This window comes from Niveibacterium sp. (assembly GCF_041909475.1).
GTDB lineage: Bacteria > Pseudomonadota > Gammaproteobacteria > Burkholderiales > Rhodocyclaceae > Niveibacterium.
Window position 1 is genome coordinate 16004 of the sequence record NZ_JAYRDJ010000005.1, and the last position, 13460, is coordinate 29463.

The following is a 13460-nucleotide window of genomic DNA, read 5'->3' on the forward strand; positions in this document are numbered from 1 at the left end:
GAAAACCCCGCGATGCTTGGCACGGCGGGGTAAAGAAACCACTTGAGGAGAGTGCTGTCAGCCGGTCGAGGAGACTGCGCTGACGACAAGTGCATTCTCTGCCTGGGATGCTCGCACCACCATGCCATGGCGCGCCAACGCCTTGTCCCGCGAGACCGCCACGCCGAGCGCCAGGGCGCACAGCAAGATCGGTGGCCCGCGGCCCCGGACACCCGCCGACGCGCGCACGGCAAGCCGCCGCGCAAAAAGAAAACCCCGCGGTGCTTCGCACGGCGGGGTGAAGAAACCACTAGAGGAGAGGTCTGTCAGCACACAGCGGAGACTGCGGTGACGACGGAGTCATTCTCCTGCTGCACGTCGCTCGCAACCATGCCACCGCGAGCCAGCGGCTTGTCCGCCGCGGACAGCGTGCGCGATCAAGCAAAGAAAAGCCCCGCCCGGCAGACCGGCGCGGGGCAAATTGGGCATCGACTGCCCCGCCTTGCGGAGGCGGGACGAATGTGGCGCGTCGCTGCGCGAATCCTCTTGTTCGAGCAGGCCCAGCAATGAGCTCCGCACGCTCACATCCACTGGGCCAGCGAAATACCGAGGCCGAAGGTGGTCTGCCGGTGGTTGTAGTCGATCAGGGATTCGCCATAGCCGGTGAAAAGCTGTGCATGGCCCTTGAGGTTGCCGTGGATCGGGAAGGACCAGTCGAACTGCAGGCTGCCGCGGCTCTCGTCGCCACCGCGCAGGCTGTGGCGCGCAAGCAGCGCGAACTCCTGCTCCTTGTACTTGTAGATCACATTCAGATCGCCGCGGCCGACGAAATTCTCGATGTCCGGGTTGTCGTCGGTTTCCGCATCTTCCTTGAGGCGGTACCAGGGCCTGACCAGAATCGCGAAATCGCCCGCCTCAAGCCCGGCCTGCGCATACAGCCGGTTCCAAGAACGCGAGATCGGCTCGGTACGGCCGTTGGACTGATGGATCAGGCCAAGGTTGACCATGCTGAGCTTCACGCCGCCCATCTGCAGGTTGGTACGCCAGGTGTTGATCAGCTCCGGCGCGTAATTCGTTTCGCGGAACGGCGCCGAGAAATCCTTGTTGTAGAGCTGCCAGTACGACTGCTGCGTGTAGCCCATCCACAGGTCGCCGTTGTCGCCGATCATGTTCTCCCACAGCTTGACCTTGAAGCCGATCTGGAACTTCACCTCGGTCGAGTCGTAGGGGATCTTGCCGCCCGAGGCCTCGCGCGAATTACTCGTCACGTAACCGCGCGTCGGCGAGTACGGATCGTCATTCATGTCGGTCGAATAGTGCGCGGCAAGGAAGTAGATCGGCGTGTGGTAACGGAACTGGAAGGTGCCCGTCTTGTGCTTGGGGTCCAGCTCCCAGCGCTCGGAAAGGGGCGAAGGCGCAACACCCTCGACCGGCCGCTCGGATGCCGGTGCCAGCGCGAGGCGCGTATTGCGGCCGGATTCGCGGTCATAACAGGCCAGCCGCTGGGCGTCGGCAGCCACACCGATACAGTCCTGGATGTCGGCCAACGCCGGCGTCGCCGCGAGCATCGCGACAAGGCCGAGGCCGGTGGCGTGGGTCTTCATACGTGCTCCGTTGGGTCGTTTGTTGAAGTCGATGACGGATTCTGTCGTCATGCAGTGGCTACGCTCAAGCGCTTCCATCGCAGCCGTTGCGGCGCAGCGACAACACCGCGCCCATGAAAAAGGGGGCCGCAGCCCCCTTGCATTCGCACAAGGCCGATCAGGCCGAGGGCGGCACGTAGCCCTGTACCTGATCCGCCCCGCCGCCGAAGAAATACTTCTCCATCTGTTCGGCGAGGTACTTGCGCGCGCGTGCGTCCATCAGGTTGAGCCGGTTTTCGTTGATCAGCATGGTCTGATGCTTGATCCACGCAGCCCAAGCCTCCTTGGACACCTGCTCGTAGATCTTCACCCCCAGCTCGCCAGGGTAAGGCGGGCGGTCAAGCCCTTCGGCCTCGCGGCCAAGCTTGATGCACTGAACCGTGCGCGTCATCGTAAGTATCCTTTCTGCCAAATGGGTGCGTGGCCTGCGCCACGACAAGCCTCGCATTCTATCGCGCCCGCCGGTGCGCTTCAGGCCGGCGGCTGATAAAGCACCTGGGTGCCTTTGCCGGCCGCCTTTGCCGCATAGAGCGCGGTGTCGGCGGCTTCGATCAGCGCCTCGGCAACGCGTGCGTGTTGCGGGAACAAGGCGACGCCGATACTCACGCCGACACTCGCCACGCCGTCGTCGAAACTGAAACGCTGCGAGGCGATGCTGCGGTTGATGCGCTGTGCGAGCGTCATCACCTCTTCCGGCCTCGCCTCCGGCACCAGCACCGCGAATTCGTCGCCACCGAGGCGAAACAGCAGTTCGTTCCGACGCACGATGGCCGCCACGCCCTCCGCAACGCCAACCAGCACCTTGTCGCCCGCCTGGTGACCGAAGCGGTCATTCACCAGCTTGAATCCGTCGAGATCGAAAGACAGCAGCGCGACCTGCTCGCCATGCCGCTGTCCGACCGCCAGCATCCGATCCAGTTCCTCATGGAAGCGACGACGGTTGTACAGGCCGGTCAGCGCATCGTGTTCGGCCATTTCGATCAGGCGCTGCGCCGTGTGCTTGCGTTCGGTGACGTCTTCGTACACCCACACTCGGCCGATGCGTCGCGCGCCGTCGTCCGAACTCACGAGCGCGGAGACCTCTTCAAGCACCCGCCCGTCGCTGAGCGGGATCTCGTACGGTGGCGATGAGGCTTGCCGCGACAACACGGCGTCAAGATGCAAGTGGTAGGCGGTATCGTCGGCGCGCAAGGCCGCACTGCGTTCGATCAGCGCCTCGTCGCGCAAGCCGGTGAGGTTTTCATCCGGCGCGAATCCCCACATCTCGCGCAGCGCATGGTTGCAGTAATAAACGCGCCGGTCGCGATCGACGAAAAGAATGCCGACGCGCAGGGTGTCGAGCAGTGACACGAGGCGCAGGCGTTCGTCTTCGGTGCGCTGCAGATAGTGGCCGGTAAGCGCCTGCGCGCGGCGTAATTCAGCCACAGTGTCGAGCAAGCGGGCCTCGACATCCTTTCGCGCCTGGATGTCTTCGACCGAGAGCCGCACACCCAGCATGCGCCCGTCCGCATTCTTCATCGCCACCCAGTGGCAAGCGACCCAGCGCAGGCCGCCATCCTTGCGCTGGATGCGGATCTCGAAATCGCTGCGCCCTTCGCCGGCGAGTGCGCTGCGCCCCAGCGACGTGAGCTGGGGGCGATCCTTCAGTGGCACCATCAGTTCGATCAGGCTCGGTGCAAGCAGGCATTCGGCGCGCGAATAGCCGCTGACACGCTCCACCGAACGGCTGATCCACACCAGCGACCCGGTACGGTCGAACCACGCTTCCACGCTGTGCGTGGAATCGGCCAGCGCACGAAAGCGCGCCTCCTGCCGCGTCAGTGCGCCGATGCGCAGTGCGCGCAAGCGCGCGAGGCGGTCGAACTCCGACACCACCGCATCGAAGGCCGCCCAGCCCGCGGCTTCGCCCGCCAACGCGCCGCCGGAGCGGTCGCTCGCCCGCACGGCGTCGCGCAGATCGTCGAACACCTGCTGCATCCAGCGCCGCGCGAGCGACAACGCGATCAAGGCGCCGAGCGAGCCAAACAAACCCGACACGACCACCACCAGCCCGAGCGGCCAGGCACCCGGGCCGGTGACGGTCGTCGCCGCCAGCAGCGAAGTCAGCGCGCCCCAGAGCGCCGCAAACGACACCGCAGCAATCAAGGCCCGCGCGAAGCGGCTGCGGTGCGTCATGCGGCGGTGCCTAGAGCAGCTTCATCAGCACCTTGGAACGGCGCTGGAGGTTGTAAAGCTCGCGTTTTTCCTGCGGCAACTGATCGGGCGAGACTTCACGGAATCCGCGTTCGCGGAACCAGTGCTCGGTCCGCGTCGTCAGCACGAACAGGCGTTCGAGCCCCCCGTTGCGGGCACGCGCTTCGATGTGCTGCATCAGCCGCTCACCCAGCCCGCTGCGGCGGAACTGCTGGGTCACGGCAAGGCAGGCCATTTCCGCGGCGCGCTCTTCCGAGAAGGGATACAGCGCAGCGCAGCCGACCATCACCCCATCGTGTTCGACCACCGAGAAGCGGGTGATCTCCATTTCGATCAGCTCGCGCGAACGCCGCACCAGGGTGCCGTCGGCCTCCAGCGGCGCGATGATCGACAGCAGCGCGCCGACATCCTCGATCGTTGCCTCGCGGAAGCGGGCGAGCGATTCCTTCGACACCATGGTGCCGACACCCTGCCGGGTGAAGAACTCCAGCAACAGGCCACCGTCCTTGTCGCGATCGAGCAAGTGGGCGCGATTGACGCCCGAGCGCACCGAGCGAATCGCGCGCGGCAGGAACAGGTGCAGGTCTTCGGTCAGGCCGCGGCCGTCGCGGAACATGCGCTCGGCCTCATCCGCGGTGATCGTCTCGATCAGGCGCCCCTGCTCGTCGAGCAGGCCTGGGGCGTCGCAGAGGTAAATGAGCTTTTCCGCCTTGAGCGCAATCGCGACCTGCTCAGCCACCTCTTCCATCGCGAGGTTGAAGATCTCGCCGGAGGGCGACACCCCCAAAGGCGAAATCAGCACGACATTCTGCTGGTCGAGGTCGGCCGCAATTTCGTCGGCGATGACCTTGCGCACCGCGCCGGTGTATTGATAGTCGATGCCGTCGACGACGCCGATCGGCTTCGCGGTGATGAAGTTGCCGCCGGTCACGCGCATGTGCGCACCAGCCATCGGCGTGTTCGGCAGGCCTTGCGAGAGGCGCGCCTCAACTTCGATGCGCGTACTGCCCACCGCCGCCTTCACGCATTCGAGCGCATCGGCATCGGTGACCCGCACGCCTTCGTGCAGGCGCGAAGGCAGCTTGCGGCGCGCGAGTTCTTCCTCGATCTGCGGGCGGGTGCCATGCACCAGCACCAGCCGCACGCCCATCGCGGCGAGCAGGTTGCAGTCGTAGCACAGCTTTTCGAGCAGATCGCCTTCGGCCACCTCGCCGCCGAAACCGAGCACGAAAGTCTTGCCGCGGAAGGCATGCACATAGGGCGCAGCACCTCGCACCCATTCGACGAATCGGATCGCATCGGACTCGCGCATCATCGTGGCGGCCGATACCTTGTCGCTGATGACCCTTGCGTCCGGGTCCGCTTGCTGATCCGACTGCGTGTGCGGCATTGATCCTTCCTCGTGTAATGGGCCAGCGGCCCGATTAGAAATCACCCCAAAGTGCCAGCATCGCAGCCATTGCGGCGATGCCGGCGGTTTCCGTGCGCAGGATGCGCGGCCCGAGCGCCAGCGGCTTGCAGCCGGCAGCGCGCGCGGCGGCGAGCTCGCGCTCGGACCAGCCCCCTTCCGGGCCAATCATCAGCGCGACCGGCGCGCTTGGTGCGGCAAGCTGCGACAAGCGTTCGCCGCCCTCGGGCGACAGCATCCAGCGTTCGCCCGCCACCGGCTGCGCCAGCCACTGCGGCAGTGTCAGCAATTCAGCCACCGGCATCACGCGGTTGCGGCCACTCTGTTCACAGGCCGACACGGCGACCTGACGCCAGTGCTCCACCCGTTTCTCAGCGCGCGCGCCGTCCAGCTTCAGCACGCTGCGCTCGGCCGCCACGGGCTGCACTGCGGCGAAACCAAGCTCCACCGCCTTCTGCACGATCCAGTCCATCTTGTCGCCCGTCGCCAGCGCCTGCACCAGCGTTACCGTCAGCGGCGCCTCACGATTCAGCGCGACAACCGATTCAATCCTCGCGAGTGGGTCGCGGCCCAGTTGCAGCAACACCGCCTCGGCTTCGTGCCCTGCGCCGTCAAAGAGCGTGACACGAGTGCCCGCGCGCAGGCGCAGCACCCGATCCGCATGGTGGGCGACTTCCGGTGGAAGCGTGAATTCATGCCCCGCAGCGGGCAGGTCCGGGCAGAAGAAGCGAGCGTGCATCGTACTATTATAAGTTTTACGCACCCCCTTGGACCTCACCGTGGTCAGCACCGCAACGCCCTTGTGTGCCTTTGGCACCCCTGCGCCCGACTTCGATCTGCCCGGCACCGACGGGCAGCGGCACACGCTTGCGTCCTGCCGCGGGCCGAACGGCCTGCTGGTGATGTTCATCTGCAACCACTGCCCCTATGTGAAAGCGGTGCTCGATCGCATCATTCGCGACGCGCGCGATCTTGCGGCACTGGGTATCGGCTGCGTCGCGGTCATGTCGAACGATCCGACCGACTACCCGGAAGACGGCTGGGACGAGATGGTCCGCCTTGCGCGCGACAAGGACTTCCCCTTCCCCTACCTGCTCGACGCAGATCAATCGGTAGCGCGCGCCTATGGCGCCGTGTGCACGCCGGACTTCTTCGGCTACGACGCCAGCCTCGGCCTGCAGTACCGCGGCCGGCTCGATGCCTCGCGCAAGGAAACGGCGCCCGACGACGCACCCCGCGACCTGTTCAACGCAATGCGGCAGGTGGCGGAATCCGGCCATGGGCCGCGCGAGCAGATCCCGTCGATCGGCTGTTCGATCAAGTGGCGGAGCACCTGAACATGCCGATGTTTGCCCGCGCCCGCGCGCTCGAATCCGTCGTTCGCGAGGTGGCGCGTGAAGTGACGATGCCGCTGTATCTGAAAAGCGGGCGCCTGCACAAATCGGACGGCAGCTCGCTGACCGAAGCCGATGGCGCCACGCAGCGCGCACTCGCTGAACGTTTGATGGATGTCGTCGACGCCCCGGTGCTGGGTGAAGAAATGAGCGCGGAACAGCAGCGCGACTGCTGGGCGCAGGGCGCGCAAGGTCTGTGGGTGATCGACCCGATCGATGGCACGACCAATTTCGCCAACGGCATCCCGCTGTTCGGCCTGTCGGTGGGGTTTCTGGTGAACGGCGAAACGCAGTTCGGGGTGGTATACAACCCGATCGCCGACGAAGCCTTCTACGCCGGGCGCGGCGCCGGGGCATGGCTGAATGGCCAGCGGCTACCGCTGCGCCAGCCGCCCGGCACGCTGTCGGCCGCGGTCGGCGGCGTCGACTTCAAACGCGTGCCGCCCGCGCTGGCCGCGCATCTGGCCGTGAACTCGCCGTGTTTTTCCTTGCGCAACTTTGGCTCCAGTGCGCTCGAATGGTGCTTTGTCGCGGCCGGTCGGCTTGACGTCTACCTGCACGGCGGCCAGATGCTGTGGGACTACGCCGCAGGCCGCCTGCTGGTGGAGGAATCCGGCGGCATCGCCAGTGCGCTCGACGGCAATCCGCTGCGGGCCAGCCCAAGCGGCAAGCAATCGGTGGTCGTTGCGGCCAGCCCCGCACTGCACGCGCAGTGGCTGGGCTGGTTGCTGCGCGCTGGCGGCTGAAGCCCTACCGCGGCGAATTACTTGGCGCCGCCCTCGGCCTGATCGAGCAGCTGCTGGCGTTTTTCCGCCTCCTGCGCCTGGATCTTCTCGACCGCCTTGCCCACCGCCTCCACCTGTTCGCGTGGCGTGGCGCTCTGCGACACCTCGACGCCCGCCTGCCGCGCGGCATTGCTGACGGCCGCCCCTTGCGTCTTCAGATTCGTTGCCGCAAGCCAGCCCACGATGGCCAGCACGATCAAAATCAGGATCAAACGCATCCGGAGCCTCCTGGCGCCTTGATGTAAGTCTGCGATTGTAACGAGCAGCGCCACGCCGCGAGCCCTGTTCGCCCGAAGCAGGCTTGCGCTACCATGAAATTCTGACCATCGGAGGAGGCGCCGTGTCCGCGAAGCATCCGATCATCGCCGTTACCGGCTCGTCTGGCGCAGGCACGACGACCGTGCAGAAGAGTTTCGAATGGATCTTCCGGCGCGAGATGGTCGAGGCCGCCTTCGTCGCCGGCGACGCATTCCACCGCTACGACCGTGAGGGCATGCGGCGCGCGATCTCCAAGGTCGAGCGCAAGGGAGGCCCACCTCTGTCGCACTTCGGCCCGGACGGCAATCTGTTCGCAGAACTCGAGGCCTGCTTCCGCAGCTACGGCGACAACGGCAGTGGCCAACGCCGCTGGTATCTGCACGACGAAACCGAGGCCTCGCAATGGAAGCAGCGCCCCGGGACCTTCACGCAGTGGGAGGACATCCCACCCGACACCGACTGCCTGTTTTACGAAGGCCTGCATGGCGGCATCGTGACCGACGAGATCGACCTCGTGCGCCATGTCGACCTGCTGATCGGCGTGGTGCCGATCATCAACCTCGAGTGGGTGCAGAAGGTGCTGCGCGACACCAAGGTGCGGGGCTATTCGATCGACGCCGTGCAGGACACGATCCTGCGACGGATGCCGGACTATGTGCACTACATCGTCCCTCAGTTCTCGCGCACGCACATCAACTTCCAGCGCGTGCCGTTGGTCGATACTTCAAATCCTTTTATCGCGCGCAACGTTCCAACCCTCGATGAGTCGATGGTGGTGATCCGCTTTCGCGATCCGAAAAGCACCGATTTCCCCTATCTGCTGGCCATGCTGGATGGATCGTGGATGAGCCGTCCGAACACCATCGTAGTCCCGGGCGGCAAGATGGATCTAGCGATTCAGCTGATCATGACGCCGCTTGTGCTGCGCCTGATCGAGCGGCGGCGCGCGCTGCTCTGAGCGCCGCGGCCCACCCCGTCTGCCCCGGCAGAGGGCCATAAGGAAAACCAGCTAACGCCGATAAACGGTTTTCGCTCATAATTACGGTCTTTGCTGCACCGCAATGGTGCATCGGCCGTCTGAGACGCGTCCGTCCGAAAGTCGCGCCAGGCCATCCCGGACCAACCCAGAGTGTTCAAGATGTCGACCAATCGCCCGCTTCCCGCATTCAACGCGCTGACCGGCGCCATTCGCGCGCTTGCCATGGATGCCGTTCAGAAGGCCAACTCCGGCCACCCCGGCATGCCGATGGGCATGGCGGAAATCGCCGAAGTCGTGTGGCGCCGCCACCTGCGCCACAACCCGGCCAACCCGAAGTGGGCCGATCGCGACCGTTTCATCCTCAGCAACGGCCATGGCTCGATGCTGATTTACGCGCTGCTACACCTGACCGGCTACGACGTCTCGATCGACGATCTGAAGAACTTCCGCCAGTTCCACTCGCGCACGCCGGGTCACCCGGAAGTCGGCTACACGCCTGGCGTCGAAACGACGACCGGCCCGCTCGGACAGGGCATCACCAACGCCGTGGGTTTCGCACTCGCAGAGAAACTGCTCGCCGCTGAATTCAACCGCCCCGGCCACGCCGTGGTGGATCACTACACCTACAGCTTCCTCGGCGATGGCTGCCTGATGGAAGGCGTGTCGCACGAAGCCTGCTCGCTGGCCGGCACGCTGGGCCTGGGCAAGCTGATCGCCTACTACGACGACAACGGCATCTCGATCGACGGTCACGTCGAGGGCTGGTTCACTGACGACACCAAGAAGCGCTTCGAAGCCTACGGCTGGCACGTAATCGGCCCGATCGACGGCCATGACGCTGCCGCCATCGACGCCGCCACGGTCGCCGCCAAGGCCGAGACGAGCAAGCCGACGCTGGTGATCTGCAAGACCATCATCGGCATGGGCTCGCCGAACAAGGCCGACAGCCACGATTCGCACGGCGCGCCACTGGGTGCAGAGGAAATCGAAGCCACCCGCAAGGTGATCGGCTGGAACCATGCGCCGTTCGAGATCCCGGCCGAGGTGTACGCGCAGTGGAGTGCCAAGGACGCCGGCGCCGCCCGCGAAACCGAGTGGAACACCCGCTTCGCCGCATACAAGGCCGCCTTCCCGGAGCTGGCTGCCGAGTTCCTGCGCCGCATGGCAGGCGAGTTGCCCGCCGACTGGTCGGCCAAGCGCGACGCCGCGCTTGCCAAGATCGTTGAGAAAGGCGAGACCATCGCCACCCGCAAGGCCAGCCAGAACGCGATCGAGGCGCTGGCGCCCGCACTGCCGGAACTGCTCGGCGGCTCGGCCGACCTCGCCGGCTCCAACCTGACGCTGTGGTCTGGCTCGAAGAGCGTGACCCGCGACGCGGGCGGCAACTACATCAACTACGGCGTGCGCGAGTTCGGCATGACCGCCATCGCAAACGGCCTCGCGCTGCACGGCGGCTTCATCCCCTACACCGCAACCTTCCTGGTGTTCTCGGACTACGCCCGCAACGCGATCCGCATGGCCGCGCTGATGAAGCAACGTCAGATCATGGTCTACACGCACGATTCGATCGGTCTCGGCGAAGACGGCCCGACGCACCAACCGGTAGAGCACGTTGCCAGCCTGCGCATCATCCCGAACCTCGACGTTTGGCGCCCCTGCGATACCGTGGAAACGACGGCCGGCTGGATCAACGCGATCGAACGCGCCGACGGCCCGACCGTGCTCGCGCTGTCGCGCCAGAACCTGCCCTTCGTTGCGCGCAGCGCCCAGCAGATCGCGGACATCCGCCGCGGTGGCTATGTGCTGTCCGACGCCGAAGGCGCCAAGGCCATCATCATGGCGACCGGCTCGGAAGTCGCGCTGGCGCTGGCAGCACAGAAACTGCTTGCCGACGCGGGCGTGCCGGTGCGCGTCGTTTCGATGCCCTGCACCAACCAGTTCGACAAGCAGGATGCCGCGTACAAAGCCTCGGTTTTGCCGGCAAATCTGCCGAAAGTGGCTGTCGAAGCTGGTGTTTCGGCCCATTGGTACCGTTATGTGGGCTCAGACGGTGCCGTAATCGGCATGGACACCTTCGGCGAGTCCGCTCCGGCCGGCGAATTGTTCAAACATTTTGGGTTTACCCCCGATTACGTCAAAAAGGCAGTCGAAGCGCTGCTGTAAAGTCGATGTGATTTCTTAGGCGCACATGGACTCCCCCGGTCCGGTGCCGGTCGCGCGCAGCGCGGCAGTCGTTCAGGGACATAGCACTACCCCCTTTACCAGGAGAAAACAATGACGATCAAGGTTGGTATCAATGGTTTTGGCCGTATCGGCCGTATGGTTTTCCGCGCTGCCGTTCAGAACTTCTCTGACATCGAAATCGTTGGCATCAACGACCTGCTCGAGCCCGACTACCTCGCCTACATGCTGAAGTACGACTCGGTGCACGGCCGCTTCAAAGGTGAAGTGTCGGTCGAGGGCAACACCCTGATCGTCAATGGCAAGAAGATCCGCCTGACGGCCGTCAAGAACCCGGCCGAACTGAAGTGGAACGAAGTCGGCGCTGATGTCGTCGTCGAATCGACCGGCCTGTTCCTGACCAAGGAAACCGGCGAAATGCACCTGGCCGCCGGCGCCAAGAAGGTTGTCATGTCGGCCCCGTCGAAGGACGACACCCCGATGTTCGTCTACGGCGTGAACGACAAGACCTACGCTGGCCAGGCGATCATCTCGAACGCTTCCTGCACCACCAACTGCCTGGCTCCGGTTGCCAAGGTGATCAACGACACCTTCGGCATCAAGCGCGGCCTGATGACGACGGTGCACGCTGCTACCGCCACCCAGAAGACCGTTGACGGCCCGTCGAACAAGGACTGGCGCGGTGGCCGCGGCATCCTGGAAAACATCATCCCGTCGTCGACCGGCGCTGCCAAGGCTGTCGGCGTGGTGATCCCAGAAGTCAAGGGCAAGCTGACCGGCATGGCGTTCCGCGTTCCGACCTCGGACGTCTCGGTGGTCGACCTGACCGTCGAACTTAACAAGTCAGCCACGTACGAAGAAATCTGCGCTGCCGTGAAGGCCGCGTCGGAAGGCCCGATGAAGGGCGTGCTCGGCTACACCACCGACAAGGTTGTGTCGACCGACTTCCGTGGCGAAGCCTGCACCTCGGTGTTCGATGCTGAAGCCGGCCTCGCGCTGGACGGCACCTTCGTCAAGCTGGTTGCCTGGTACGACAACGAGTGGGGCTACTCCAACAAGGTTCTGGAGATGGTTCGCGTCGTCGCCAAGTGATTGGTCTGACTGCATGAACTGACACGGAGCTCCCGGCGTCTGACGTCGCTGGGACCTCCGTGTTTTTTCTGGCCTCGACCCTCCGGTCGCCGCCCCTCAGCCGGTTTGAGTTTGCGCAACGTGCTCCGGCACGCTCGCAGGCAGACTGGCGGTTGCGCGAGCGCTGACGCCTAGAGCGGCGCGCGGCCCCGGATTTTCACCCCTTGAAATCGAGAACAACGCCATGCAATTCAAGAAGCTGTCCGATCTGGACCTCGCAGGCAAGCGCGTATTCATTCGTGCCGACATGAACGTCCCGCAGGACGACGCCGGCAAGATCACCGACGACACCCGTATCCGTGCTTCGGTCACCGGCATCAAGCTGGCCCTGGAAAAAGGTGCCGGTGTGATGGTGACCTCGCACCTCGGTCGTCCGATTGAAGGTGAGTTCAAACCCGATGATTCGCTTGCCCCTTGCGCACAACGTCTGTCCGAATTGCTGAACATGCCGGTGCGCCTGGTGCAGAACTGGGTCGATGGCGGCTTCGATGTGAAGCCGGGCGAAGTGGTCGTTCTCGAAAATTGCCGCGTCAACAAGGGCGAAAAGAAGAACAACGAAGAGCTGGCCGCCAAGATGGCCAAGCTCTGCGATGTTTACGCCAATGATGCCTTCGGTACCGCGCACCGCGCCGAAGCTACCACGCATGCGCTCGCGATGGCCGCCCCGGTGGCCTGCGCCGGCCCGCTGATGGCCGCAGAGCTCGATGCCATCGGCCGCGCGCTGGGTAATCCGAAGCGCCCGCTGGTTGCGATCGTCGCCGGTTCGAAGGTGTCGACCAAGCTCACGATTCTCGACAGCCTCGCGGATAAGGTTGATCAACTGATCGTCGGCGGCGGTATCGCCAACACCTTCATGGCGGCCTCGGGCCTGCCGGTCGGCAAGTCGCTGATGGAAGCCGATCTGGTGCCGGAAGCCAAGCGCATCATCGAAAAGATGGCGGCGCGCGGTGCCGGCGTGCCGATCCCGACCGATGTCGTCGTTGCCACCGAATTCAAGGCGGATGCAGCGGCCACGACCAAGGCTGCGGCCGATGTCGGCGCCGACGAGATGATTCTCGACATCGGCCCGGATACGGCGGCTGCGCTGGCCGCGCAACTCAAGGTAGCCGGCACCATCGTGTGGAACGGCCCGGTTGGCGTGTTTGAGTTCGAGCAGTTCGCTGGTGGCACGAAGGCAATTGCCGAAGCCATCGCGAACTCCGAAGGTTTTTCGATCGCTGGCGGTGGCGACACCGTCGCTGCGATCGGCAAGTTCGGCATCACCGACAAGGTCAGCTACATCTCGACCGGCGGCGGTGCCTTCCTCGAGTTCCTCGAGGGCAAGACCCTGCCGGCGGTCGACGCGCTGATGAAGCGCGCCGAGGCCTGACGCGGATGAGCGCGGTGGCCTTGGTCGCCGCGCACATTTGGGGCAGACCTTAACGCTGCAAACTAGAATCAACGGTGCGCGGGAAGTGCGTTGCGGCGCTTTCCGCTCCCGGTTCCTCTCCCCCCTGATGACGGAATGAC

At 64.8% G+C, this 13460-nt stretch carries 12 protein-coding genes; 6 read left to right on the forward strand and 6 right to left on the reverse strand.

What is annotated here, in order from left to right; translation table 11 throughout:
- Positions 1 to 560: 560 nt before the first annotated feature.
- The 5 genes from ACE3P0_RS05635 to ACE3P0_RS05655 all read right to left on the reverse strand — a co-directional run bounded on the left by ACE3P0_RS05635 (position 561) and on the right by ACE3P0_RS05655 (position 5962).
- The gene (locus tag ACE3P0_RS05635) at positions 561 to 1583 is read right to left on the reverse strand and encodes a phospholipase A (protein ID WP_374400732.1); all 1023 of its coding nucleotides are present in this window, start codon (positions 1581 to 1583) and stop codon (positions 561 to 563) included.
- Positions 1584 to 1740: 157 nt separating this feature from the next.
- Positions 1741 to 2013, reverse strand: a complete 273-nt coding sequence (locus tag ACE3P0_RS05640; RefSeq protein WP_374400734.1) for an oxidative damage protection protein — start codon at positions 2011 to 2013, stop codon at positions 1741 to 1743.
- 80 nt (positions 2014 to 2093) lie between these two features.
- Positions 2094 to 3797, reverse strand: coding sequence for a diguanylate cyclase (locus ACE3P0_RS05645; RefSeq protein WP_374400736.1), 1704 nt, complete (start codon positions 3795 to 3797; stop codon positions 2094 to 2096).
- A gap of 10 nt (positions 3798 to 3807) precedes the next feature.
- Complete coding sequence (gene argA / locus ACE3P0_RS05650) at positions 3808 to 5130, reverse strand: amino-acid N-acetyltransferase (RefSeq protein WP_374400959.1); 1323 nt, start codon at positions 5128 to 5130, stop codon at positions 3808 to 3810.
- 109 nt (positions 5131 to 5239) lie between these two features.
- On the reverse strand, positions 5240 to 5962 hold the full coding sequence (locus ACE3P0_RS05655; RefSeq protein ID WP_374400738.1) for a 16S rRNA (uracil(1498)-N(3))-methyltransferase: 723 nt from the start codon (positions 5960 to 5962) through the stop codon (positions 5240 to 5242).
- A gap of 40 nt (positions 5963 to 6002) precedes the next feature.
- Here ACE3P0_RS05655 and ACE3P0_RS05660 point away from each other — a divergent pair, with 40 nt between their 5' ends.
- Positions 6003 to 6560, forward strand: coding sequence for a thioredoxin family protein (locus ACE3P0_RS05660; RefSeq protein ID WP_374400740.1), 558 nt, complete (start codon positions 6003 to 6005; stop codon positions 6558 to 6560).
- A 2-nt stretch (positions 6561 to 6562) separates the two neighbouring features.
- Complete coding sequence (locus ACE3P0_RS05665) at positions 6563 to 7363, forward strand: inositol monophosphatase (RefSeq protein ID WP_374400742.1); 801 nt, start codon at positions 6563 to 6565, stop codon at positions 7361 to 7363.
- A 17-nt stretch (positions 7364 to 7380) separates the two neighbouring features.
- Here the strand turns inward: ACE3P0_RS05665 and ACE3P0_RS05670 are convergent, their stop codons facing one another.
- Positions 7381 to 7620 (reverse strand): hypothetical protein, encoded by a 240-nt coding sequence (locus ACE3P0_RS05670; RefSeq protein WP_374400744.1) that lies wholly within the window; start codon positions 7618 to 7620, stop codon positions 7381 to 7383.
- 122 nt (positions 7621 to 7742) lie between these two features.
- Here ACE3P0_RS05670 and ACE3P0_RS05675 point away from each other — a divergent pair, with 122 nt between their 5' ends.
- From ACE3P0_RS05675 to ACE3P0_RS05690, 4 genes are all read left to right on the forward strand, one after another.
- Positions 7743 to 8618, forward strand: coding sequence for a phosphoribulokinase (locus ACE3P0_RS05675; protein ID WP_374400746.1), 876 nt, complete (start codon positions 7743 to 7745; stop codon positions 8616 to 8618).
- Positions 8619 to 8798: 180 nt separating this feature from the next.
- Positions 8799 to 10802 (forward strand): transketolase, encoded by a 2004-nt coding sequence (tkt, locus tag ACE3P0_RS05680; protein ID WP_374400748.1) that lies wholly within the window; start codon positions 8799 to 8801, stop codon positions 10800 to 10802.
- Between the two features lie 111 nt (positions 10803 to 10913).
- Entirely contained in the window at positions 10914 to 11912 is a 999-nt protein-coding gene (gap, locus tag ACE3P0_RS05685; RefSeq protein WP_374400750.1) for a type I glyceraldehyde-3-phosphate dehydrogenase, read from the forward strand.
- A gap of 223 nt (positions 11913 to 12135) precedes the next feature.
- A complete protein-coding gene (locus ACE3P0_RS05690; protein ID WP_374400752.1) occupies positions 12136 to 13320 on the forward strand; it encodes a phosphoglycerate kinase in 1185 nt (394 codons plus the stop codon).
- The last annotated feature ends 140 nt before the right edge of the window (positions 13321 to 13460 follow it).